Origin of the sequence: Escherichia coli DSM 30083 = JCM 1649 = ATCC 11775 (assembly GCF_003697165.2) — a bacterium.
GTDB classification, from domain to species: domain Bacteria; phylum Pseudomonadota; class Gammaproteobacteria; order Enterobacterales; family Enterobacteriaceae; genus Escherichia; species Escherichia coli.
The window spans coordinates 718489-743731 of the sequence record NZ_CP033092.2; the positions used below are offsets into that span (position 1 = coordinate 718489).

General features: G+C 49.9%; 22 protein-coding genes. 9 read left to right on the forward strand and 13 right to left on the reverse strand.

Translation table 11 applies throughout. The features are described 5' to 3' along the window. The first annotated feature begins 52 nt into the window (after positions 1 to 52). The 5 genes from ygiV to ftsP all read left to right on the forward strand — a co-directional run bounded on the left by ygiV (position 53) and on the right by ftsP (position 7106). A complete protein-coding gene (gene ygiV / locus EAS44_RS04315; protein ID WP_000183493.1) occupies positions 53 to 535 on the forward strand; it encodes an AraC family transcriptional regulator in 483 nt (160 codons plus the stop codon). A 108-nt stretch (positions 536 to 643) separates the two neighbouring features. Then, positions 644 to 2251: an ABC transporter substrate-binding protein gene (gene ygiS / locus EAS44_RS04320; RefSeq protein ID WP_001350728.1), complete on the forward strand. Its 1608-nt coding sequence runs from the start codon at positions 644 to 646 to the stop codon at positions 2249 to 2251. 137 nt (positions 2252 to 2388) lie between these two features. Then, a complete protein-coding gene (gene parC / locus EAS44_RS04325; protein ID WP_001281888.1) occupies positions 2389 to 4647 on the forward strand; it encodes a DNA topoisomerase IV subunit A in 2259 nt (752 codons plus the stop codon). Between the two features lie 234 nt (positions 4648 to 4881). Beyond that, a complete protein-coding gene (plsC, locus tag EAS44_RS04330; protein WP_000965712.1) occupies positions 4882 to 5619 on the forward strand; it encodes a 1-acylglycerol-3-phosphate O-acyltransferase in 738 nt (245 codons plus the stop codon). A 74-nt stretch (positions 5620 to 5693) separates the two neighbouring features. Continuing rightward, entirely contained in the window at positions 5694 to 7106 is a 1413-nt protein-coding gene (ftsP, locus tag EAS44_RS04335) for a cell division protein FtsP (RefSeq protein ID WP_000059395.1), read from the forward strand. A gap of 70 nt (positions 7107 to 7176) precedes the next feature. Here the strand turns inward: ftsP and EAS44_RS04340 are convergent, their stop codons facing one another. The 7 genes from EAS44_RS04340 to EAS44_RS04370 form a co-directional block, all read right to left on the reverse strand. Next, positions 7177 to 8481, reverse strand: a complete 1305-nt coding sequence (locus EAS44_RS04340) for a TRAP transporter large permease (protein WP_001298381.1) — start codon at positions 8479 to 8481, stop codon at positions 7177 to 7179. Positions 8482 to 8491: 10 nt separating this feature from the next. Continuing rightward, positions 8492 to 8974 carry a TRAP transporter small permease gene (locus EAS44_RS04345; RefSeq protein WP_001259754.1) on the reverse strand — a complete coding sequence of 161 codons (483 nt, stop codon included), beginning with the start codon at positions 8972 to 8974 and terminating at the stop codon, positions 8492 to 8494. Between the two features lie 41 nt (positions 8975 to 9015). Then, positions 9016 to 9999, reverse strand: coding sequence for a TRAP transporter substrate-binding protein (locus tag EAS44_RS04350; protein WP_000645959.1), 984 nt, complete (start codon positions 9997 to 9999; stop codon positions 9016 to 9018). Between the two features lie 72 nt (positions 10000 to 10071). After that, positions 10072 to 11082 carry an Ldh family oxidoreductase gene (locus EAS44_RS04355; RefSeq protein ID WP_000214536.1) on the reverse strand — a complete coding sequence of 337 codons (1011 nt, stop codon included), beginning with the start codon at positions 11080 to 11082 and terminating at the stop codon, positions 10072 to 10074. A 10-nt stretch (positions 11083 to 11092) separates the two neighbouring features. Further along, positions 11093 to 12109, reverse strand: coding sequence for a zinc-binding alcohol dehydrogenase family protein (locus tag EAS44_RS04360; RefSeq protein ID WP_000853926.1), 1017 nt, complete (start codon positions 12107 to 12109; stop codon positions 11093 to 11095). Then, entirely contained in the window at positions 12106 to 13578 is a 1473-nt protein-coding gene (locus tag EAS44_RS04365; protein WP_001331680.1) for a mannitol dehydrogenase family protein, read from the reverse strand. The genes EAS44_RS04360 and EAS44_RS04365 overlap by 4 nt, the downstream gene beginning before the upstream one ends. 322 nt (positions 13579 to 13900) lie before the next feature. After that, positions 13901 to 14650, reverse strand: coding sequence for a FadR/GntR family transcriptional regulator (locus EAS44_RS04370; protein WP_000438655.1), 750 nt, complete (start codon positions 14648 to 14650; stop codon positions 13901 to 13903). A 251-nt stretch (positions 14651 to 14901) separates the two neighbouring features. On the opposite strand from EAS44_RS04370, the gene ygiQ reads away from it, so the two are divergent. Beyond that, a complete protein-coding gene (gene ygiQ, locus EAS44_RS04375; RefSeq protein WP_000095186.1) occupies positions 14902 to 17121 on the forward strand; it encodes a YgiQ family radical SAM protein in 2220 nt (739 codons plus the stop codon). Between the two features lie 41 nt (positions 17122 to 17162). Here ygiQ and yqhH read toward each other — a convergent pair whose 3' ends face one another. From yqhH to yqhD, 4 genes are all read right to left on the reverse strand, one after another. Beyond that, the gene (gene yqhH / locus EAS44_RS04380; protein WP_000848521.1) at positions 17163 to 17420 is read right to left on the reverse strand and encodes a lipoprotein YqhH; all 258 of its coding nucleotides are present in this window, start codon (positions 17418 to 17420) and stop codon (positions 17163 to 17165) included. Positions 17421 to 17470: 50 nt separating this feature from the next. Next, entirely contained in the window at positions 17471 to 18397 is a 927-nt protein-coding gene (gene yqhG, locus EAS44_RS04385) for a YbjP/YqhG family protein (protein WP_000691616.1), read from the reverse strand. 199 nt (positions 18398 to 18596) lie between these two features. Beyond that, on the reverse strand, positions 18597 to 19424 hold the full coding sequence (gene dkgA / locus EAS44_RS04390; protein ID WP_000013152.1) for a 2,5-didehydrogluconate reductase DkgA: 828 nt from the start codon (positions 19422 to 19424) through the stop codon (positions 18597 to 18599). Positions 19425 to 19528: 104 nt separating this feature from the next. Further along, positions 19529 to 20692: an alcohol dehydrogenase gene (yqhD, locus tag EAS44_RS04395; RefSeq protein ID WP_001058819.1), complete on the reverse strand. Its 1164-nt coding sequence runs from the start codon at positions 20690 to 20692 to the stop codon at positions 19529 to 19531. A gap of 193 nt (positions 20693 to 20885) precedes the next feature. Between yqhD and yqhC the strand changes: the two genes are divergently transcribed. Continuing rightward, positions 20886 to 21785: a DNA-binding transcriptional regulator YqhC gene (gene yqhC / locus EAS44_RS04400; protein ID WP_001298382.1), complete on the forward strand. Its 900-nt coding sequence runs from the start codon at positions 20886 to 20888 to the stop codon at positions 21783 to 21785. A 39-nt stretch (positions 21786 to 21824) separates the two neighbouring features. On the opposite strand, the gene yghB is transcribed toward yqhC, so the two are convergent. Together yghB and metC are read right to left on the reverse strand one after the other, a co-directional pair. Next, entirely contained in the window at positions 21825 to 22484 is a 660-nt protein-coding gene (yghB, locus tag EAS44_RS04405; protein WP_000268419.1) for a DedA family general envelope maintenance protein YghB, read from the reverse strand. Between the two features lie 139 nt (positions 22485 to 22623). Next, a complete protein-coding gene (metC, locus tag EAS44_RS04410) occupies positions 22624 to 23811 on the reverse strand; it encodes a cystathionine beta-lyase (protein WP_000763935.1) in 1188 nt (395 codons plus the stop codon). 251 nt (positions 23812 to 24062) lie between these two features. Between metC and exbB the strand changes: the two genes are divergently transcribed. Next, positions 24063 to 24797, forward strand: coding sequence for a tol-pal system-associated acyl-CoA thioesterase (gene exbB, locus EAS44_RS04415; protein ID WP_000527844.1), 735 nt, complete (start codon positions 24063 to 24065; stop codon positions 24795 to 24797). 6 nt (positions 24798 to 24803) lie between these two features. Then, positions 24804 to 25229, forward strand: a complete 426-nt coding sequence (gene exbD, locus EAS44_RS04420; RefSeq protein WP_001240712.1) for a TonB system transport protein ExbD — start codon at positions 24804 to 24806, stop codon at positions 25227 to 25229. Positions 25230 to 25243: the final 14 nt, after the last annotated feature.

Consider the following 25243-nt stretch of genomic DNA (forward strand, 5'->3'; position numbering starts at 1 on the left):
TTGTTACCGCTCCCGGGACGCGTTCCCGGGAATAATTTCGCAGGGAGGCAAAATGACAAACCTGACACTGGATGTAAATATTATCGATTTCCCATCAATCCCTGTGGCGATGTTGCCGCACCGCTGTAGCCCTGAGTTGCTCAACTATAGCGTGGCGAAATTTATCATGTGGCGTAAAGAGACGGGGCTTTCTCCTGTTAACCAAAGCCAGACTTTTGGCGTCGCCTGGGACGACCCTGCCACCACCGCACCGGAAGCGTTTCGCTTTGATATCTGCGGCAGCGTTAGCGAACCGATCCCCGATAATCGTTATGGCGTGAGTAATGGCGAACTTACCGGTGGGCGTTATGCTGTTGCCCGCCATGTTGGCGAGCTGGACGATATTTCACACACGATATGGGGCATCATTCGCCACTGGCTACCTGCAAGCGGCGAAAAAATGCGCAAAGCCCCGATCCTGTTTCACTACACCAATCTTGCCGAAGGGATGACAGAGCGGCGACTGGAAACGGATATTTATGTGCCGTTGGCGTGATGGGGAATCTTTACCGGAGTGTGAGCCAAATCACTCGCGATAAGTTTGAGCAAACAATGCCACAGGCGTATTGTTGTCGGGCTTATAATTTCTCCGGTAAGGAATACCATGTATACGCGAAATTTATTATGGCTGGTCAGCCTGGTAAGTGCGGCTCCTCTCTACGCTGCTGACGTTCCCGCCAACACACCGCTCGCCCCGCAACAAGTCTTTCGTTACAACAATCATAGCGACCCAGGCACGCTCGACCCGCAAAAGGTAGAGGAGAATACTGCCGCGCAGATTGTGCTGGATCTGTTTGAAGGTCTGGTATGGATGGACGGTGAAGGCCAGGTGCAGCCCGCTCAGGCTGAACGCTGGGAGATACTTGACGACGGCAAGCGCTATATTTTCCATCTGCGTAGCGGTTTGCAGTGGTCAGACGGTCAGCCTCTGACGGCAGAGGATTTTGTCCTCGGCTGGCAGCGCGCGGTTGACCCGAAAACGGCAAGCCCTTTTGCTGGCTATCTGGCACAGGCGCACATTAACAATGCCGCGGCTATTGTTGCGGGTAAAGCAGATGTTACATCGCTGGGTGTCAAAGCGACGGATGATCGTACTCTTGAAGTTACGCTTGAGCAGCCAGTTCCTTGGTTCACGACGATGCTCGCCTGGCCGACGCTGTTCCCGGTTCCTCATCATGTCATCGCTAAACATGGCGATAGCTGGAGTAAGCCAGAGAACATGGTTTACAACGGTGCCTTTGTGCTTGATAAATGGGTAGTTAACGAAAAGATTACTGCACGCAAAAATCCAAAGTACCGCGATGCGCAACATACAGTATTGCAACAGGTTGAGTATCTGGCGCTGGATAATTCGGTCACCGGCTATAACCGCTATCGCGCGGGAGAGGTCGATCTCACCTGGGTTCCGGCGCAGCAAATTCCCGCCATTGAAAAATCACAGCCTGGCGAGCTACGAATTATCCCGCGTCTGAACAGCGAATATTACAACTTTAACCTTGAGAAACCGCCATTTAACGATGTGCGGGTGCGTCGGGCGCTATATCTTACGGTTGATCGACAGCTTATTGCGCAAAAGGTACTGGGGTTGAGAACGCCCGCAACCACGCTGACGCCGCCAGAGGTAAAAGGCTTTAGCGCGACGACGTTCGATGAACTGCAAAAGCCAATGAGTGAGCGCGTCGCGATGGCAAAAGTCTTGCTGAAACAGGCGGGATACGACGCCTCTCATCCGCTACGCTTTGAGCTGTTCTACAACAAGTACGATCTGCATGAAAAGACCGCGATAGCGTTGTCTTCCGAATGGAAAAAATGGCTGGGTGCACAGGTGACGCTGCGCACAATGGAGTGGAAAACCTATCTTGATGCCCGACGAGCCGGTGATTTTATGCTGTCTCGGCAGTCGTGGGATGCGACGTACAATGATGCCTCCAGCTTCCTGAACACGCTCAAAAGCGATAGTGAAGAAAACGTCGGTCACTGGAAAAATGCGCAGTATGACGCCTTACTAAACCAGGCCACGCAGATCACTGATGCGACAAAGCGTAATGCGTTGTATCAGCAGGCAGAAGTGATCATCAACCAGCAGGCACCGCTGATTCCCATCTACTATCAGCCGTTAATCAAACTGCTTAAACCCTACGTTGGCGGTTTTCCGCTGCATAATCCCCAGGATTATGTCTACAGCAAAGAGTTGTATATCAAGGCACATTGATGCCTTTATCGCCGCCGGAGCACGTCCGGCGGCGCTATTCACGCTGATCTCCTGTGACTCGACGCGGCAGATAATGTAGTATCTCCGGCAATATTGCCCCTTTGAAGGCTGGCGAATAAGTTGAGGAATCAGAATTAATGAGCGATATGGCAGAGCGCCTTGCGCTACATGAATTTACGGAAAACGCCTACTTAAACTACTCCATGTACGTGATCATGGACCGTGCGTTGCCGTTTATTGGTGATGGTCTGAAACCCGTTCAGCGGCGCATTGTGTATGCGATGTCTGAACTGGGCCTGAATGCCAGCGCCAAATTTAAAAAATCGGCCCGTACCGTCGGTGACGTACTGGGTAAATACCATCCGCACGGCGATAGTGCCTGTTATGAAGCGATGGTCCTGATGGCGCAGCCGTTCTCTTACCGTTATCCGCTGGTTGATGGTCAGGGGAACTGGGGGGCGCCGGACGATCCGAAATCGTTCGCGGCAATGCGTTACACCGAATCCCGGTTGTCGAAATATTCCGAGCTGCTATTGAGCGAGCTGGGGCAGGGGACGGCTGACTGGGTGCCAAACTTCGACGGCACTTTGCAGGAGCCGAAAATGCTACCTGCCCGTCTGCCAAACATTTTGCTTAACGGCACCACCGGTATTGCCGTCGGCATGGCGACCGATATTCCACCGCATAACCTGCGTGAAGTGGCTCAGGCGGCAATCGCATTAATCGACCAGCCGAAAACCACGCTCGATCAGCTGCTGGATATCGTGCAGGGGCCGGATTATCCGACTGAAGCGGAAATTATCACTTCGCGCGCCGAGATTCGTAAAATCTACGAGAACGGACGTGGTTCAGTGCGTATGCGCGCGGTTTGGAAGAAAGAAGATGGCGCGGTGGTTATCAGCGCATTGCCGCATCAGGTTTCAGGTGCGCGCGTACTGGAGCAAATTGCTGCGCAAATGCGCAACAAAAAGCTGCCGATGGTTGACGATCTGCGCGATGAATCTGACCACGAGAACCCGACCCGTCTGGTGATTGTGCCGCGCTCCAACCGCGTGGATATGGATCAGGTGATGAACCACCTCTTCGCTACCACCGATCTGGAAAAGAGCTATCGCATTAACCTCAATATGATCGGTCTGGATGGTCGTCCGGCGGTGAAAAACCTGCTGGAAATCCTCTCCGAATGGCTGGTGTTCCGCCGCGATACCGTGCGCCGCCGACTGAACTATCGTCTGGAGAAAGTCCTCAAGCGCCTGCATATCCTCGAAGGTTTGCTGGTGGCGTTTCTCAATATCGACGAAGTGATTGAGATCATTCGTAATGAAGATGAACCGAAACCGGCGCTGATGTCGCGGTTTGGCCTTACGGAAACCCAGGCGGAAGCGATCCTCGAACTGAAACTGCGTCATCTTGCCAAACTGGAAGAGATGAAGATTCGCGGTGAGCAGAGTGAGCTGGAAAAAGAGCGCGACCAGTTGCAGGGCATTTTGGCTTCCGAGCGTAAAATGAATAACCTGCTGAAGAAAGAACTGCAGGCAGACGCGCAAGCCTACGGTGACGAACGTCGTTCGCCGTTGCAGGAACGCGAAGAAGCGAAAGCGATGAGCGAGCACGACATGCTGCCGTCTGAACCTGTCACCATTGTGCTGTCGCAGATGGGCTGGGTACGCAGCGCTAAAGGCCATGATATCGACGCGCCGGGCCTGAATTATAAAGCGGGCGATAGCTTCAAAGCGGCGGTGAAAGGTAAGAGCAACCAACCGGTAGTGTTTGTTGATTCCACCGGTCGTAGCTATGCCATCGACCCGATTACGCTGCCGTCGGCGCGTGGTCAGGGCGAGCCGCTCACCGGCAAATTAACGTTGCCGCCTGGAGCGACCGTTGACCATATGCTGATGGAAAGCGACGATCAGAAACTGCTGATGGCTTCCGATGCGGGTTACGGTTTCGTCTGCACCTTTAACGATCTGGTGGCGCGTAACCGTGCAGGTAAGGCTTTGATCACCTTACCGGAAAATGCCCATGTTATGCCGCCGGTGGTGATTGAAGATGCTTCCGATATGCTGCTGGCAATCACTCAGGCAGGCCGTATGTTGATGTTCCCGGTAAGCGATCTGCCGCAGCTGTCGAAGGGCAAAGGCAACAAGATTATCAACATTCCATCGGCAGAAGCCGCGCGTGGCGAGGATGGCCTGGCGCAACTGTACGTTCTGCCGCCGCAAAGCACGCTGACCATTCATGTTGGGAAACGCAAAATTAAACTGCGTCCGGAAGAGCTACAGAAAGTCGCTGGCGAACGTGGACGCCGCGGTACGTTGATGCGCGGTTTGCAGCGTATCGATCGTGTTGAGATCGACTCTCCTCGCCGTGCCAGCAGCGGTGATAGCGAAGAGTAATATGCCGGGGAGGGCGCTGTTTCCTCCCGCTTGCAAGGAACGCCGGATGAAACGTTAAGTCGTCATCCGGCAGCGTATTCAACCCCCGGAAACGATAAAAATTCCCTTGAAACCGTTGTTTATTCATGCGTTGCGATTAACAATACGCTTTTCCAGAGAGCGGCTTTTAACAATGCCCTAACCTGATTTTCAGGTGACGTACAATGCCAGTCTCTCAGACCTTCAGAGGGTGTTATGCTATATATCTTTCGTCTTATTATTACCGTGATTTACAGCATCTTAGTCTGTGTATTCGGCTCCATTTACTGCCTTTTCAGCCCGCGTAACCCGAAACATGTGGCCACCTTTGGGCATATGTTTGGCCGTCTTGCGCCGCTTTTCGGCCTGAAAGTGGAGTGCCGCAAACCTGCAGACGCTGAAAGCTACGGCAATGCTATCTATATTGCTAACCACCAGAACAATTATGACATGGTGACGGCATCGAACATTGTGCAGCCGCCGACAGTGACGGTAGGTAAAAAGAGCTTGCTGTGGATCCCCTTCTTCGGGCAGTTGTACTGGTTAACCGGCAACTTATTGATCGACAGAAACAATCGCACTAAAGCTCACGGCACTATTGCGGAAGTAGTGAATCACTTCAAAAAACGCCGTATTTCCATCTGGATGTTCCCGGAAGGAACCCGCAGCCGTGGTCGCGGCCTGCTGCCGTTCAAGACCGGGGCATTTCACGCGGCAATTGCGGCGGGCGTCCCGATTATACCCGTGTGCGTCTCTACAACTTCGAATAAGATTAATCTTAATCGGCTACACAACGGTCTGGTGATTGTCGAAATGCTGCCGCCAATTGACGTCAGTCAGTATGGCAAAGATCAGGTTCGCGAGTTGGCTGCCCATTGTCGTTCGATAATGGAACAAAAAATCGCCGAGCTCGATAAAGAAGTCGCAGAACGCGAAGCCGCCGGAAAAGTTTAAGTCGGCAATCTGTATTTTTGCGGGGAACACTTTCCTGCACGGTATTACTTTAGCCAGTTTTACATGGAGCAAATATGTCACTCAGTCGGCGTCAGTTCATTCAGGCATCGGGGATTGCACTTTGTGCAGGCGCTGTTCCCCTGAAGGCCAGCGCAGCCGGGCAACAGCAACCGCTACCCGTTCCGCCGCTGCTTGAATCTCGCCGTGGGCAACCGCTGTTTATGACTGTACAACGTGCGCACTGGTCATTTACGCCAGGGACACGCGCGTCGGTTTGGGGAATCAATGGTCGTTACCTGGGGCCGACTATCCGCGTCTGGAAGGGCGACGATGTTAAGCTTATTTACAGCAACCGCCTGACAGAAAATGTCTCAATGACGGTGGCCGGGCTACAGGTACCTGGCCCGCTGATGGGCGGTCCGGCACGGATGATGTCGCCAAATGCTGACTGGGCACCCGTACTGCCCATTCGCCAGAACGCAGCTACTCTGTGGTATCACGCCAATACTCCCAACCGCACGGCTCAGCAGGTTTATAACGGCCTTGCCGGAATGTGGCTGGTGGAAGATGAAGTCAGTAAATCGCTGCCTATCCCCAACCATTATGGTGTGGATGATTTTCCTGTCATTATTCAGGATAAACGGCTGGATAACTTTGGTACGCCAGAATATAACGAACCGGGAAGCGGCGGCTTTGTTGGCGATACGCTACTGGTTAACGGTGTACAAAGCCCGTACGTTGAAGTCTCGCGTGGCTGGGTGCGCTTGCGTCTGTTGAACGCGTCGAACTCTCGTCGCTATCAACTACAGATGAGCGATGGTCGCCCGTTACATGTGATTTCTGGCGATCAAGGATTCCTGCCCGCTCCTGTATCGGTGAAGCAACTTTCGCTGGCACCGGGCGAGCGTCGTGAGATTCTGGTGGATATGAGCAACGGTGATGAAGTGTCGATTACCTGTGGCGAAGCGGCGAGCATTGTTGATCGTATTCGTGGCTTCTTTGAGCCATCCAGCATTCTGGTTTCTACGCTGGTGCTAACGCTGCGCCCAACCGGCCTTCTGCCGCTGGTCACAGACAGTCTTCCGATGCGCTTGCTGCCAACTGAAATCATGGCCGGTTCGCCGATTCGAAGTCGTGATATCAGCCTGGGTGATGACCCGGGGATTAATGGGCAGTTGTGGGACGTCAACCGTATTGATGTTACTGCGCAGCAAGGAACGTGGGAACGCTGGACGGTGCGCGCGGACGAGCCGCAAGCGTTCCATATTGAAGGCGTGATGTTCCAGATCCGTAACGTGAATGGCGCGATGCCGTTCCCGGAAGACAGAGGCTGGAAAGATACCGTTTGGGTTGACGGACAAGTGGAGCTGCTTGTTTATTTCGGTCAGCCTTCCTGGGCGCACTTCCCGTTCTACTTCAACAGTCAGACGCTGGAAATGGCGGACCGTGGCTCGATTGGGCAACTGTTGGTCAATCCGGTACCGTAATGGACCAATTCAATGCCCCACAGAGTGGTGGGGCATTGAAAATTACTCAGTATGCAGTCTTCATTGTGTATCAGGTCGAAAATAATCCTGGCAGCATCAGACTAAGCTGCGGGAAATAACAAATAATTGCCATTACTACAAACAATGCCAGAAACATCGGCAGTAATGGTTTTATTGCCCTGTCGATACTGACCTTACCAATGCTGCACCCCACAAACAGAATGGTGCCGACAGGTGGTGTGCAAAGGCCAATGGTTAAGTTGAAAACCATAATTATGCCGAAGTGAATCGGATCAATCCCCAGATGCTGGGCGATCGGCAGGAAAATAGGTGTAAATATCAGGATCGCCGGCGTGATATCCATAAAGGTACCGACGATCAACAGAATGATATTGATAATAAACAGAATGACCCATTTGTTATCCGAAACGCGGGTAATCAGTTCGTTGATCAACTCAGGAACATCAGCATTCGTCATGGCCCATGACATTCCCATTGAACAGCCTACCAGTAACAGAACAATTGAACTGGTTACTACCGAATCTAACAGAATATCATTGAGCTTCTTAAGAGTGATTTCCCGGTAAATCATCGCCAGGGCTAAACTATAAATTACCGCTATTGCTGATGCTTCTGTGGGCGTAAATACCCCTGCGATAATACCGCCAATAATGATAAAAATAAGCATCAGGCTAGGAATTGATTCGCGGAATACCTGTAAAAACTGACGGTAATTGATGCGTTCGGCCACTGGGTAATGGTGACGTCGTGCATAAAGTGCAGCTACAAACATTAAGGCAACAGCGGTGAGGATGCCCGGCAGATATCCAGCTAAGAACAACGCAGCGACAGAAGTCCCGCCACTGGCGAGGGAATAAACAATCAACACATTGCTCGGTGGGATCATCAGGCCAATGGGGGCAGAGGCAATATTAACCGCTGCTGAAAACGCCGGATCATATCCCTCTTTTTCTTGCAGTGGTGACATAATCCCACCTACCGCTGCGGCTGACGCAACGGCTGAACCTGAAATCGCACCAAACAGTGTATTCGCGAGGATATTACAATGAGCCAGTGAGCCAGGAAGACGCCCAACTAATGCTTGCGCCAGGTTAACCAGTCGTCTGGCTATACCACCGGTATTCATAATGTTTCCGGCTAACACGAAGAAGGGAATGGCTAATAGCGTAAAGCCATCCAGCCCTACAGTCATTTTTTGTGAAATAACAGAAATGGCGGCATCGGGTGGCAAGGCAGTAATAATAGATAACAGCGAAGAAAGACCAATCGCAAAAGTAATTGGCACACCTATTGCCAGCATGACGGCAAAACTGCCAAATAAAATTAAGACGGGGTAGATATATTCAAATTCCATATTTCCCTCGTTAATGAGAATTCCGTTTACGATAGTTGTCAATAATATTCATTACTGAATACCAGACCAGAATAAGCCCACTGACAGGCATAACCCAATATACTTTATCCATTGGCCATTTTAATACTGGAGAGATTTGTCCAACATGTTGTGCTTTTTCAACAACAATATTCCCGCCATAGATCATGAAAATAACCGCAAAGACCGTAATAATAATTTGGATAAAACTGTCAAGCGTCAGAACAGATGCAGCCGGAAGTTTTTGAGCCAACAAATCAATGGCCAGATGTTTTTTTAAACCCGCAGTATATACACCGCCAAGCAAAATCATCCACATAAATAAAATCTGGGTGAACTCATCAAGCACAGTGCTGGGAGCGTTAAAAATAAAACGTGCAATAACTTGCCAGGTTACGCAGAACACCATAATGGCGAGAATAATGCAGCAACATCCGGCAAGGATCTTATTAAGAATATGAGTGAGTGTTCGCATAAGTCTTCCATGAAAAGGCAGGAATTACCTGCCCATTAGGGTTACATACTTTCTACTAGCTCAAGGTTTTTGGCTGATTGTGCATCTTTCGCCTTGAATTCATCGTATAACGGTTTGACGCGTTCTTTGAAAGCGGATTTATCAACATCAACAACTGTTGCGTTCATCCCTTTCATTTTGTCGTAGGCTTCTTTTTCAGCCGCAGGCCAAATGACGTCCTTCATCTGCATCATTGACTCATCGGCTGCTTTTAATAATGCCGTGCGCTCTTTATCACCAAGTTTATTCAACACGTCGGTGCTGATAATTAACACATCAGGTACCATGGTGTGTTCATCACGTGAATAGACTTTTGCGACTTCGGCGTGACGCATATCGGCATAGACAACGGTATTGTTCTCTCCGCCATCAACCACACCTTGCTGAAGTGCGGTGTAGAGTTCGCCTTGCGCCATCGGGGTAGCGACACCACCGAGTGCTTTCATCATTGCAATGGCGCTGGGGCTTTGTTGAACCCTGATTTTCATTCCCGCTAAATCTTCAGGTTTTGTAATCGGTTTATTGGAATAAAAACTTCTCGCACCGCCGTCATAGTACGTAATACCAACAAAACCTTTTCTTTCTGATGAATTAAGTATTTTTTTACCTAAATCACTTTGCAGAACACGATAATAGTGATCACGGTCGCGGAATAAGAACGGCAGACTGAAAAGGCTGTAATCCGGAGCAAATGATTCTAGTGATGCGGCATTAACCTTAACCATCTGTAATGCACCGGAGTTCATTAATTCCAGTGATTCACGCTCATTACCTAATGTCGCATTTGGGTAAATGCGAATAACTAATTCACCATTAGAATACTCTTTGGTTTTATCCGCTAAATAGCTTAATGCTTTATGGACAGCATGGCTTTTATCCTGATTATGACTCAGTTTTAATGTTGTTTTTGCCAGTGTGGTATTAGATATTAATAAACAACTGGTTAACAGCATAAGCGATGCCGTCAGAGGACGAAGTGCTTTCATATCCTGCTCCTGGTTAATATAACAGAAACGATAAATACAGCGCTTTTCTATCGTTATAATAAAAAATAGTGATTAATTCTCTGCCAGATAATGGAATATTCCTGCCGGAACCGGAATACCTTCCTGTTGGCATTTTTCTTTGTAGTGCATTTGCGGATCGTTCGGCGCTAACACTTTTTCGACACCAGGAGCCGGTTTAACGGCATGCAGCTCCGTGACCATTTTCGCCATAGTTTTTGCAAAAACAGGATTGCCGAGCTTTTTCGGATCGATGGCAATAACCAAACTTGCCAGCTTACGCATCTTGTCATAATCACCATACATGCGAACAATATGGTTGCCAAAATTCGCATTCATCAGCACGCCAGTCAGTGCATCAATAGCCAGTGCAATGCCTGAACCTTTGTGTTGGCCGAAAGGTAGCAGGTTTTCAATCTTATACGGATCAGTGGTGCCATAACCGTTTTTATCTATCGCCAGCCCTTCACCAATATGTTTTCCGGTTTCCTTTGCATGAAGTATTTTGCCGAAAGCCGTGGCACTGGTCGCCATATCAACAATCATCGGATGGCTGTTTTCCACCGGGAAACCAAAGGCGATGGGGTTAGTTCCCAAAAAGCGCTCGGCGCCGCCATGGGGAGCCACACAGGTATCGGTTTGCGTCATTACGATAGCAACCAACCCTTTGTGGGTGATCATCTCTGCAAAATAAGATAACGCACCACAGTGAGACGTGTTTTTAACGCTAACAAAACCGAGGCCCTCTTGCTGGGCCAGTTTAATAGCGTGCTCAGTGGCGCTAATTAATGCGGAATGCCCCATTCCGTCGTCAGAGTCGAGAATGGCCACTGACGGTGAAATTTGCTCAATGCTAAACTGCGGGGCTTTATTTAACCCTCCGGCAGCAAGGCGGGTGCAATAATGTTCGACACGCATAACACCATGTGAATGCACACCGGTAATATCGGCATGTACTAAAACATCTGTCACCTGTTGTATGGTGTCGGTATCCAGCCCGGCGGTATGTAATTTGTGGTGCACCAGTGATTTTAAATTTTCTTCACTGACATAAACAGTTGTCATATTTGTTCCCTTAAAAAGTGATCACACCCTTGACCATATTTTTATTTTCTACAACGTTACGCTGGTAATCTTCGCCAACACTAAAGAAATTGAACGCCTGGTTTTTCATTAAATTTTCGTGAATTTTATTGCTGCGCATCAGTTCAATCACCAACGCAAAATCTTCCCGTGTGGCATTGCGGCTGCTGAGTAACGTTGTCTCTTTTTTATGGAAGGTCGGATCGTCAATAACAAGTTCACCAATATACAAACCGATGAAAACAATTTTGCCGCCATGACGAATAAGATTGACATCATGACTCATTGAAGCTTTATTTCCCGTCGCATCCAGGACTACGCAAGCCAGTTCGCCGCCAAACACTTCACTAAGCGCGGCAATAAAACCTTCCTGTGTTGGGTCGAAGACATTAATTGCCAGATGATCCACAACGTGCTGGCGACGTTGACAGTCAATATCAGCAACAACAACATGTGCCCCTTTAGCCCTGGCGATGGCTGCGGTAGCCAGACCGATTGGCCCAGCGCCAATCACCAGTACGTTTTGTTCAGCCTTGATCTCTGCCCGACGAACGGCATGTGCACCAATGGCGAAACATTCAACCAATGCTCCGGCACTGTCGCTGACCTCGTCAGGGAGAGGCACAAGGTTGTCTTCACGTACCGCAAGGTACTCACTAAAACCCCCATCCTGATGCACGCCATACAGCGAAACACGTTCGCAACAGTTCGTTTTCTCTTCCCGACAGGCTGCGCACTCGCCACACGGAATGCATGGGATGACGGAATAGCGCTGGCCTGATTGTGCTGTTTGGCACTGGCTGCCTCGCGAAACCGCTTCGGCGCATATTTCATGACCTAATACACGTGGGTAGCTAAAAAAAGGCTGTCTGCCGGCAAAAGCGTGAATATCCGTACCACAAATACCCACAGCTTTGATTTTTAACAGCACTTCATTATCTGCTGGTGTGGGAATATCCTTTTCCACATATTCCATAACGCCAGGCTGCTGACAAATTAATGTTTTCATTTCTGCTCATCCGATAATAATTGGCTGATGGTGGCCTTGATGCCTTTGTTTTTTATATTCGCAAAGGCGATTTTTATTTCATTTATAAATGGCTGATGGTTGCTTAAATCACCAAATATGGCGCTAAGGTGCAGTAATGCGAGCGCCTGTTGCCATGCGTCTTGTTGTTCCTTTATTAGCGCCTGAAATTGGTCATTCATTGGATCAGCGACAGACTGGCTTTTCTCAACAGCATCAATGACATAATGCAACCAACCAGCAACGAGCAGTGACAGAACAGCATTGTTTTGTTTTTGCTGATGCAATTTCAGCCAGGGCGTCAGTGCACGCTGGGGAAGCTTTTGTGAACCGTCCATGGCTATTTGCCCGGTACGGTGTGCAACGTTACGGTTGCTAAAGCGTTCAATTAACAGGTCGGCGTATTCCTGGATGTTGATATTTAAGTCTGGATTAAGTGTTCGGGCTTGTTCATTAATCATCAGTTGGTGGGTAATGGAACGAAAATTAGCGTCTTCCATGCATTGCCAGATAAACTCATAGCCAGCCAGTGAGCCGTTATAAGCCAGAAATGAATGGCTACCATTTAACATGCGTAACTTCATCTCTTCATAAGGCTGAACATTGCTGACAAACATCGCGCCGGCTTTATCCCATTCCGGTCGTCCGCGCACAAAATTATCTTCGATAACCCACTGACGAAATGATTCGCAGACGATCCCGCAGGGATCGGCATAACCGGTTTTAGTTTCCAGTAAGGCGAATTGCGATTCAGTCATTGCCGGAACAATGCGATCGACCATCGTGCCTGGAAATGAGACATTTTCTTCGATCCACTGAGCCAGGGGCTGGTCCAGTTGTCGGGCAAAACCGAGAACGGCATTGCGCGTCAGATGCCCATTGTCTGGCAAGTTGTCACAGGAGAGCACACTAAAAGCGGCGAGTCCTGCCGCTTTACGTTGTTGCAAAGCACAGACGATCACGCCAATAGCCGACTGAGGCGCATCCGGATTTTGTAGATCGTGGTTGATTAATCCATTGGTGAGATCAAGTGATCGCGTTTGCGGATCGAGACAATAGCCTTTCTCGGTGATAGTTAATGAAACGATTTTTACCTGAGGTTCAGCCAGTTTATGGATTGCTGCGGCAATGCCATCTCTGGGGGTATGAATACCGCCAGCCACCGAACGCACAAGGCGTGAGGTAGATTGCGATGCAGATGTTTCCACAACCGAAAACAGCCCATTTTGCGCATTTAAGTTTTCGATCAGTTGAGCATCACCAAACAGGTTGATCTCAAAGATCCCCCAGCGGGTGTCCGAAAGTTGATTAGCGAGATCCGTGTAGACAGCCTGGTGTCCGCGATGAAAAGCGCCAAAACCAATATGGACAATATCTGCCTGTAACCCGTCCCGAGGCCAGGTGGTTACCTGATCATAGTGGGCGGCAGCGATACTTTCGTTCCCTGACATTATGCTCTTACTCCTGACGACTTGTGTGTAGACCAATTTACATAATTCACTAGACCAAAAACAGAGAGATGCATCACGCTTGCAGAGAAAGGTAAAAGTACGAAACAGAACAACAAGGCGTTATTTATATCTGTATCAATGAGTTATATGAATAAAATGAAAGGAAAGTTTTTTAGAGGTCAGTTTTTAGGATAATTGCCGCTAATCTAAGATATCTGATGATAGTCGATTTATTAGACCAATTAAAAAGAGAGCGTGTACCAGTGGAGGGCGAAAGGCAGAGCCGGCGTTATTTTTCCCGCCAGCTCTGGACTAATGAAGGTTAACGAGCGAAGAAAAAGTCATCAAAATCGCTGATGGAAGCGTCTTGTTTGAAGATTTTGATCAGTTCATTTTTGCTGTTTTCCAGATGTCTCCAGGACGCTTCCCTGGCGAGCTCTGAATCTTTCTGTTGCAGAGCCAGGAAAATAGCCCGGTGATCTTCCAGCCATTGCAGACGCAAATGCTTTTCATGCAGGTACTTGTAGTTAAGTTTCTTCCAGCGGGGGTTTTCTGTACGAACTGCCCGCCATAATTCAGCAGCTTGTTTGATGAGTACCCGATTTTGCGTCGCTTCGGCAATAATGCTATGAAATCGGTGATCCAGGTCTTCAAATCTATCACTTTCCGCAGCGATAGCGTTTTCCTGCAAACTAATGATTTTCTTTAACTCTTGTAACTCGTTAAAGCTAATCTGGCTGGCTGCAAAACCGGTAATATTGCTCTCAATTACCTGACGTGCCTGTAACAGTTCAAACGGGCCAATTTCTGAATAGGGCATTAATGATTTCTGGTTGAGCTTATCGGTGGAGTCGACAAAGAAAATCCCTGACCCTTGCTTCACATTCAATACGCCTTTCAGTTCCAGCATAATGATGGCTTCACGAATGGTAGTTCGGCTGGTATTAAACCGCTCGCTCAGTTCACGTTCTGAAGGTAAGCGTTCTCCGGCCTTAAATACGCCTGAATACAGCAGCTCTTCAATCTGTAGACCAATATCGTAATAGCGGCGCTTTGTAATAACCTGTTCCATACCTTGCCTTACTGTGGGTGTCCTCGGATAGCCGATCGTCGTGCAATATGATTTGAACGTTGCTGATCGGCATAAATAGTAGCGGCAGTTGCCACGATACCGCCAGCCTTAAATGTGCTTGCCCAAGTCGGGCAGTGAAAAACCTCACCAGGGTATTTCGCCACCGTTCATCAACATCACTTCATTTCCGCGTGTGATACAGCGTATAATCCCCGGCCTTTGATTATTTTTTTACCATTTCTGGAAGCAAAATGAGCTCTATCTCCCTGATCCAACCGGATCGCGACCTGTTCTCCTGGCCGCAGTACTGGGCCGCCTGTTTTGGACCGGCACCGTTTTTGCCGATGTCACGTGAAGAGATGGATCAACTTGGCTGGGATAGCTGCGACATCATTTTGGTAACAGGTGATGCGTATGTTGATCACCCAAGCTTCGGGATGGCGATTTGTGGTCGTATGCTGGAAGCGCAGGGCTTTCGCGTGGGGATCATCGCTCAGCCAGACTGGAGCAGTAAAGACGATTTCATGCGTCTGGGTAAACCGAATCTGTTTTTCGGTGTTACTGCTGGCAACATGGACTCGATGATCAACCGCTATACCGCCGATCGCCGTTTACGTCATGACGATGCCTACACGCCAGATAATGTCGCGGGTAAGCGTCCGGATCGCGCCACACTGGTTTATACCCAACGTTGTAAAGAGGCGTGGAAAGATGTGCCGGTGATCCTCGGCGGTATTGAGGCCAGCCTGCGCCGTACCGCGCACTATGATTACTGGTCGGATACCGTGCGCCGTTCCGTGCTGGTGGATTCGAAAGCCGACATGCTGATGTTTGGTAACGGTGAGCGTCCGCTGGTGGAAGTGGCGCACCGTCTGGCGATGGGCGAGCCGATTAGTGAAATCCGCGATGTGCGTAATACCGCGATTATCGTAAAAGAGGCGTTGCCTGGCTGGAGCGGTGTGGATTCCACCCGTCTTGATACCCCAGGGAAAATCGACCCAATCCCGCATCCGTATGGCGAAGATTTGCCGTGCGCGGATAACAAACCGGTAGCTCCGAAAAAGCAGGAAGCCAAAGCTGTAACCGTGCAGCCACCACGCCCGAAACCGTGGGAAAAAACCTACGTGTTGCTGCCTTCTTTCGAGAAAGTGAAGGGCGATAAAGTGCTGTACGCCCATGCTTCGCGCATTCTGCACCACGAAACTAACCCAGGCTGCGCCCGCGCATTGATGCAAAAACATGGCGACCGCTATGTATGGATCAACCCGCCTGCTATTCCGCTTTCTACCGAAGAGATGGATAGCGTCTTTGCGCTGCCGTACAAGCGCGTGCCGCATCCGGCTTACGGTAATGCCCGAATTCCGGCTTACGAAATGATTCGTTTCTCGGTCAACATTATGCGTGGCTGCTTTGGCGGCTGCTCTTTCTGTTCTATTACCGAGCACGAAGGGCGCATTATTCAGAGCCGTTCCGAAGATTCGATTATTAATGAGATCGAAGCGATCCGCGACACTGTTCCAGGTTTTACGGGCGTGATTTCCGATCTCGGTGGGCCTACTGCCAACATGTATATGTTGCGTTGCAAATCGCCACGCGCTGAGCAAACCTGCCGTCGTTTGTCGTGCGTTTATCCGGATATTTGTCCGCATATGGACACTAACCACGAACCGACGATTAACCTCTATCGCCGTGCGCGCGATCTGAAAGGCATTAAAAAGATCCTGATTGCCTCTGGTGTGCGTTATGACATCGCCGTAGAAGATCCGCGCTATATCAAAGAGCTGGCGACCCATCACGTTGGCGGTTATCTGAAGATTGCCCCGGAACATACCGAAGAAGGGCCGTTATCGAAGATGATGAAGCCGGGCATGGGCAGCTATGACCGCTTTAAAGAGCTGTTCGATACTTACTCGAAACAGGCAGGTAAAGAACAGTATCTGATCCCGTATTTCATCTCCGCGCACCCGGGTACGCGTGATGAAGATATGGTGAATCTGGCGCTATGGCTGAAAAAGCATCGCTTCCGCCTCGACCAGGTGCAGAACTTCTATCCGTCGCCGCTGGCTAACTCGACCACCATGTATTACACCGGCAAAAACCCGCTGGCGAAGATTGGTTATAAGAGTGAAGACGTCTTCGTACCGAAGGGCGACAAGCAGCGTCGCCTGCATAAAGCGTTGTTGCGTTACCACGATCCGGCAAACTGGCCGTTAATCCGCCAGGCGCTGGAAGCGATGGGCAAAAAGCATCTGATTGGCAGCCGTCGCGATTGCTTAGTGCCTGCGCCAACCATTGAAGAGATGCGTGAGGCTCGCCGCCAGAACCGCAATACCCGTCCGGCGTTGACTAAACATACGCCGATGGCGACCCAGCGTCAGACGCCTGCTACGGCAAAAAAAGCGTCGTCTACGCAATCTCGCCTGCAGAATGCTGGTGCGAAGAAACGCCCTAAAGCGGCGGTTGGACGTTAAAAAATATCCCCGGTAACAGAATGCTGCCGGGGATTTTTTTATCATTCTGCGTACATACGCAAGCAGCGCAGGCAGTCGAAATAGTCCTGTGCATCAAGACGCGTATTGGCTCTGTTAGCTTCGGATTTGGCAGCATAGATTTGTGGGCGTAATGCTTTCATATCCTGCTCAAGCCGGGCGATTTTGGCATTTAATGTTTGCACATTGCTCGCCAGCTGATTGATCTTTTGCTCATTGACGCAGCCACTGAGCAAGCAGGTTGCCAGAACAACAGCTCCCACGGTGAAAATCGTTTTCATATAGTGTTCCCTTTTATTTATTGTTCCGGCTAATTGTTATTTAATTCAGCTCATTGTTTTAATCTGGCGGCGGTTTTTGCCTCAATCTGCTTAAGTAGGCTGCCGCTGTTCGGGCGGATAAAATCAGCGATTTCCCACTTACCTTCGCGCCGCTGTAAAATCAGTTCTTGCTCTTCGTTGTTGCCATTGGTCAGCGTAAAGCGAACATGAATGCGGGCGGAATCGGTGGTTTTCTCCAGGACTCGAATTTCATCAACGCGTGAAAATAACGACTCTTCGCCAAAACAGATCGGATTGTCGTAAATAAATTGCCGTTCTATTTGCATATCTTCATCGGGATTGTTGGCCGTCTTGAAGGTGGTTTTATAGAAGGCATTGACCGCCTGGCGGTAAGAGTCGGAAACCACCCACGTCCACGGCCAGCTATAATCAGCAATATGTTCAAAGAGTTCGGCAACAAAGGCTTCCGGCTGTTCTTTTTGCAACGAAGCTATAGCGGCCAGCGTTTTTTCATTCTCGCTATTAACCGCTTGTAAGACGCTGCCATGATTGCTGACAATATCGCCAATGACCCAACGACCATTTTCCGCCACCATTTTCAGTGTCTGCGAGGTCTTTTCTTTATCGTCTTTAAAGATACGAAAGCGCACAACGGCATCGGCATGATCGGCGTCAGTTTGGGTTATCGCTACGCTTTCTAACACCAGATCGCCAAAATCCTGACAATCACAAACCGGATCATAATCCAGCCAGCCAATATTGCCCGGCAGCGTAAGATTGTCGTTCAGGGTAAGCGCCTGTTGAATACGCGCAGAAGTTATCGCTCGCTCTCCGGTTTCACCAAAATAAGGGGCAGTGGCATCTGATTTATAGTTCTGATAAATATGCCGGACTGTTTGTTCTACGGTCTGTGAGGGGGGCTGTGCGTGTACGGTAAAACTTGCCAGGGCTGCTAAAAACAGAAGTATTATTTTCATCTGTTTTTCACCTCTCCGTTGCGTTTATCCCGGATATAGATGAGTTGTTCTTTTAAGAGCTTCCGGCTCTGCATGATGATGTCCTTATATTTGGCATTCCTGAACAAGGAAGAGTAGCAACGGGCGGGACGCGAGGGGAATAAATGATTTCTGAAAAGTCCGGTAGCGGAACATTACCGCCACCGGGAGAATTTGCACGTTAGCCGCCGAACTGGTCAGGATCGGGACCGAGACGCTTGCCCTGATCGAGTTTTGCAATTTCGCCAAGTTCGTCTTTGTCGAGACGGAAATCCCAGACATCAAAGTTTTCGACAATGCGTGAAGGTGTGACCGATTTTGGGATCACCACCAGGCCGCTATCCAGATGCCAGCGGATAACAATCTGCGCAGGGGTTTTGCCGTATTTATCTGCCAGATCGCGAATGACTTTCTGATCGAAAACGCCTTTCCCTCCTTGCGCTAATGGGCTCCAGGATTCGGTCTGGATTTTGTGTGTCGCGTTCCAGGCATGTAGCTGGCGTTGTTGCATCAGCGGGTGAAGTTCGATCTGGTTTATCACAGGCGTCACGCCAGTTTCATCAATCAGGCGTTGCAGGTGATGGATCTGGAAGTTGCACACGCCGATGCTTTTGATTAATCCCTCTTTTTGCAATTCGATCATGCCTTTCCATGCTTCGACATAATGGTCGATAGCGGGAACGGGCCAGTGCATTAAATAGAGGTCGATATAATCAAGCTGGAGTTTTTTCAGGCTGTCGAGCAGGGCTTCGCGGGGGCGCTTGTGGTCGTCGTTCCACAGCTTAGTGGTGATGAACAGTTCTTCTCTGTTGACTGAGGCATTTTTCAGGGCTTTGCCGACACCTTCTTCGTTCTTGTAGGCTGCGGCGGTATCAATCGAGCGATAACCCACTTCTAACGCTTTTTGAATGGCGGTGATTACTTCCTCATTACTTGCTTGCCAGACGCCCAGTCCCAGCTGGGGCATGACATTGCCATCCTGTAGCTTAATAACGGTTGGATTAGCCATACGTTCCTCCTTTATATGAACTCACCGGAGCAGGCTCCGGTGAGGTGTTGTGAACTTAAGTCTGGACGAAATGCCCGAAAACGAAAGTTTGAGGCGTAAAAAGCTTAGCGGGCGGCTTCGTATATACGGCGGCTGACATCCAGCGTAATGTCATGATTTTCGCCCAGTTGGGTCATGCCGTGCTCTTCCAGTTTTTTCAGCAAAGCCGGGATGGAGCTGCCGTCCAGACCGTAGTCGGAGAGGTGGGTCGGCACGCCTAATTGCTCAAAGAAATTGCGGGTTGCGGCAATCGCGGCGTCAATACGCTCATCGTCTGAACCTTCAGTGATGTTCCAGACGCGTTCAGCATATTGCAGCAGCTTAGCGCGCTTGGTATCGCGTTTTTCATTCCACAGTGCAGGCAGGACGATAGCCAGTGTTTGCGCGTGATCCAGACCGTGCATCGCAGTCAGTTCGTGGCCCAGCATATGCGTTGCCCAGTCCTGCGGTACGCCAGCGCCGATCAAACCGTTCAGCGCCTGAGTCGCCGCCCACATGACGTTGGCGCGCACATCGTAGTTTTCTGGCTCTTTCAGGGCTTTCGGACCATCTTCGATCAGCGTCAGCAAAATGCCTTCTGCGAAACGGTCCTGAATTTTGGCATCAACCGGTTTGGTAACATACTGTTCCACGGTGTGTACAAAGGCGTCCACTACGCCGTTAGCCACCTGACGCGACGGCAGGGTGTAGGTATAAACCGGATCGAGCACGGCAAATACGGGCTGAACATGGGCAGAATGGAACGCCTGCTTGTCGCCTGTGGTTTTACGGGAGATCACCGCGCCTGCGTTGGATTCTGAACCGGTTGCTGGCAGCGTCAGCACACAGCCCATCGGGATGGCGCTTTTAATCTCTTTGCCGCCCGTTTGCAGAATGTGCCACGGATCGATATTTTCCGGATAGTTAGCCGCTGCGGCGATAAATTTGGTGCCGTCCAGTACAGAACCGCCGCCAACCGCCAGCAGAAAAGTCACTTTTTGTTCGCGAACCAGTTTCACGGCGTTCATCAGCGTTTCATAAGCCGGGTTTGGTTCAATACCGCCAAATTCCAGCACGTCCATGCCTTTCAGGGCATCCAGAACTTGATCGAGAACGCCGGTTTTTTTCACGCTGCCGCCGCCGTAGGTAATCAATACGCGAGCATCGTGAGGAATTTGTTCGCGTAAACCAGCGATTGCGCCTTTACCAAACAGAATGCGGGTTGGGGTGTGCAGATTAAAGTTGTTCATTACTTGCTCCCTTTGCTGGGTCAATATGAGGGCAGAGATCGGTCTGCCTGATGTTTTTCATTGTGGTCGCCAGCGCCGTACCTCTCAATGCTCATTTCTGCCAATGTCTTGCCTATTTCTCCAGAGTGCTGGAGAAATGCTACAAAATTGCGCACAATCAAATTGCCGCATTATTCCTAAGAAATTACGCGATATGAAACGTGAAGAGATTTGCCGCTTGCTGGCGGATAAAGTTAATAAACTGAAAAATAAAGAAAATAGTTTGTCAGAGCTGTTGCCCGATGTGCGTTTGTTGTATGGCGAGACGCCTTTCGCACGCACACCGGTGATGTACGAGCCTGGCATCATAATTCTCTTTTCCGGACATAAAATCGGTTATATCAATGAACGCGTGTTTCGTTATGACGCTAATGAATATCTCCTGCTGACGGTGCCGTTGCCGTTTGAGTGCGAAACCTATGCCACGTCAGAGGTGCCGTTGGCAGGGTTGCGTCTCAATGTCGATATTTTGCAGTTACAGGAACTGTTGATGGACATTGGCGAAGATGAACATTTTCAGCCGTCAATGGCAGCCAGCGGTATTAACTCCGCCACGTTATCAGAAGAGATTTTATGCGCGGCAGAGCGGTTACTGGATGTGATGGAGCGACCGCTGGATGCGCGCATTCTCGGCAAACAGATTATCCGCGAAATTCTGTACTACGTGCTGACCGGACCTTGCGGCGGCGCGTTACTGGCACTGGTCAGCCGCCAGACTCACTTCAGCCTGATTAGTCGCGTGCTGAAACGGATTGAGAATAAATACACCGAAAACCTGAGCGTCGAGCAACTGGCGGCAGAAGCCAACATGAGCGTATCGGCGTTCCACCATAATTTTAAGTCTGTCACCAGCACCTCGCCGTTGCAGTATTTGAAGAATTACCGTCTGCATAAGGCGCGGATGATGATCATCCACGACGGCATGAAGGCCAGCGCGGCGGCGATGCGCGTCGGCTATGAAAGCGCATCGCAATTTAGCCGTGAGTTTAAACGTTACTTCGGTGTGACGCCGGGGGAAGATGCGGCAAGAATGCGGGCGATGCAGGGGAATTAAATACGTTCCCGGTACAGCAACCGGGAACGGGGAAAATCGTCAGGCGTTACAGTATTTTTTTTTAATCACCACAAACAGCGTGCCCAACAAGCCAGCGGTTAACAAGGCAATTGGCAGGATCATCAGGAACGTCATTACCTGATCTTCATGTCGTTTAACGAACGGAATCATACTTAAGGCATAGCCGAAACTGGTTACCACGCTGACCCACAGCAATCCGCTTAACCAGTTGAAAAACTGGAAGCGGCGGTTTGGCAGACCGGAAATTCCCGCCATGGTTGGCAGCAGCGTACGGACAAATGCAAGAAAACGTCCAGCCAGCAGCGCCAGCAGACCGTGGCGGTCAAACATGCAGGTGGCGCGCTGGTGATATTTAGCAGGAAGCTGTGCCAGCCAGCCTTTCACCGTTTTGGTATTCCCTAACCAGCGCCCCTGAATATAACTTAGCCAGCAGCCCAGACTTGCTGCGGCGGTCAGAATCGCAATCGTAGGCAGAAAATCCATAACCCCCTGGGCAATCAATGCGCCTGCCAGTATCAACAAGCTGTCGCCTGGCAAAAATGAGGCGGGCAGCAAGCCGTTTTCTAAAAACAGCGTGGCAAACATAACAAAGTAAACAACGCTAACAATATGAGGGTCCGCCAGCGCGGCAAAGTCGTGTTGCCAGAGCGCAGCGATGATATCTTGAATAACAGCCATGGACTTTCCTGTGGAACAGCGTTTAAGCCTTTATCTGCCTATTGTACTCCTGAATCGTCCGGGACGCCTTGATCCCGGACGCAACAATTTAAGTCTTTTCACAATAAAATGTCTGCAAAATTGTCCAAAAGTGGCAATGTTATACAATTCGCGCAAAACCGGCGTCCAGATCGGCAATCAGATCGTCGACATCTTCCAGACCAATATGCAGGCGAATCAAGGTCCCGCTAAAATCGATCTTGCCTTGTGGGCGAATGGCGGCGATATGTTCTGGTTGATTTGCCAGGATCAACGATTCATACCCGCCCCACGAGTAGGCCATGCTGAATAAACTGAAGTTATCCAGATAGTTCGCCAGCTCTTCATCATTGAGTTTTTTCTTAAGCACAAAGGAAAATAGCCCGCTGCTGCCTGTAAAGTCTCGTTTCCAGAATTCGTATCCTTTACTGCCAGGCAGAGCAGGGTGGTTAACTCGTGCTACTTGGGGATGTTCTGCCAGCCATTCAGCCACTTTCAGACTGCTTTCATGATGTTGACGCAGGCGAACCCCCAAAGTGCGCAGGCCACGGCTGGTTATATAGGCGGTATCGGCATCGACCATCTGGCCCATCAGATAGGCATTCTCTCGCAGCTGCTCCCAGCAACGGGCATTGCACACGGCAGTGCCAATCATCGCATCTGAATGCCCAACCAGATATTTGGTGGCGGCCTGAATAGAAACATCGATGCCAAAATCCAGCGCCTTAAACAGCACACCGGCTGCCCAGGTGTTGTCGATCATAATGATGGCATCCGGGACCACACTGCGTACGGCGGCAACAATCGCCGGAACATCGTGGACTTCCATGGTGATGGAACCTGGCGATTCCAGAAACACGATTTTAGTGTTTGGCTGCAGATGATTAACGATATCGGCACCAATCAGCGGATCAAACCACGATGTCGTTACGCCCAGTTTGCTGAGGATTTTGCTACAGAAATCCTGACTCGGTTCATAGGCGGTGTTGGTCATCAACACATGATCGCCCTGTTCGACAAAAGCAAGAATGGAATTAGCAACCGCTGCCGCCCCGCAGGGAAATAGCACACAGCCTGCGCCACCTTCCAGTTCACACATCGCTTGTTGTAAGGAGAAATGGGTTAACGTTCCACGCCGTCCATAGAACAACTCGCCATTGGCGCGATTACGTGTCGCGTGTTTTTTGGCTTCCACACTGTCAAAGACCAGCGAAGACGCGCGCTGAATCACGCTATTTACCGCACCGAGCGTGTATTTTTTGCTGCGTCCTGCATTCACCAGTTGAGTATCAAGCTTTTTGTCCGCCATGTCGGGATTCCTGTTTTTATACGTCTGGATGTCTAAACTAGCATGAATATTCGCGGGCGCATCCTGAAGAATTGGCATAAAGCAGAAAATTTTCGCAAATGGCGTGCTGGTTACTTTTTTACTGCGTAAACGCAAGGAAAAGAAAGCAAAGGTACGGCAGTATGCAAATAGTAATGAGAACGACTATCAATTCGACGTCGTTTTGATATTATTATGCACAGATTTTGTGACTTGCGTCCTGGAGATACACAGTGGGTAATAATTTAATGCAGACGGACCTCTCCGTCTGGGGTATGTATCAGCACGCCGATATTGTCGTTAAGTGCGTGATGATTGGGCTTATTTTGGCCTCCGTAGTCACCTGGGCAATTTTCTTCAGTAAGAGCGTGGAGTTCTTCAATCAGAAGCGTCGTCTTAAGCGCGAGCAGCAACTGCTGGCTGAAGCGCGTTCCTTAAACCAGGCCAACGATATCGCCGCTGATTTTGGTAGCAAAAGCTTGAGCCTGCATTTGCTCAATGAAGCGCAGAATGAGCTGGAACTGTCAGAAGGCAGCGACGATAACGAAGGTATTAAAGAACGTACCAGCTTCCGTCTGGAGCGTCGGGTCGCCGCAGTAGGTCGTCAAATGGGCCGTGGTAACGGCTATCTGGCAACCATCGGCGCGATTTCGCCGTTCGTTGGTCTGTTTGGTACGGTCTGGGGCATCATGAACAGCTTTATTGGTATCGCGCAAACGCAGACCACTAACCTGGCAGTCGTTGCGCCAGGTATTGCAGAAGCTCTGTTAGCAACGGCAATCGGCCTCGTGGCAGCGATTCCTGCGGTCGTTATCTATAACGTATTTGCACGCCAGATTGGCGGCTTTAAAGCGATGCTGGGTGATGTTGCAGCGCAGGTATTGTTGCTGCAAAGCCGTGACCTGGATCTGGAAGCCAGCGCCGCTGCGCATCCGGTTCGTGTCGCACAAAAATTACGTGCAGGATAATGTCCGATGGCGATGCATCTTAACGAAAACCTCGACGATAACGGCGAAATGCATGATATCAACGTGACGCCGTTTATCGACGTGATGTTGGTTTTGCTGATTATCTTTATGGTGGCGGCACCGTTAGCGACGGTAGATGTGAAGGTGAATTTGCCTGCTTCTACCAGCACGCCGCAGCCGCGCCCGGAAAAACCGGTTTATCTGTCGGTGAAAGCAGACAACTCGATGTTTATTGGTAACGATCCGGTCACCGATGAAACAATGATTACGGCGTTGAATGCGTTAACCGAAGGCAAGAAAGACACCACCATCTTCTTCCGTGCGGATAAAACTGTCGATTACGAGACGTTGATGAAGGTAATGGATACGCTGCATCAGGCGGGTTACCTGAAAATAGGTCTGGTCGGCGAAGAAACTGCGAAAGCGAAATAAAAATGATGCCCGGT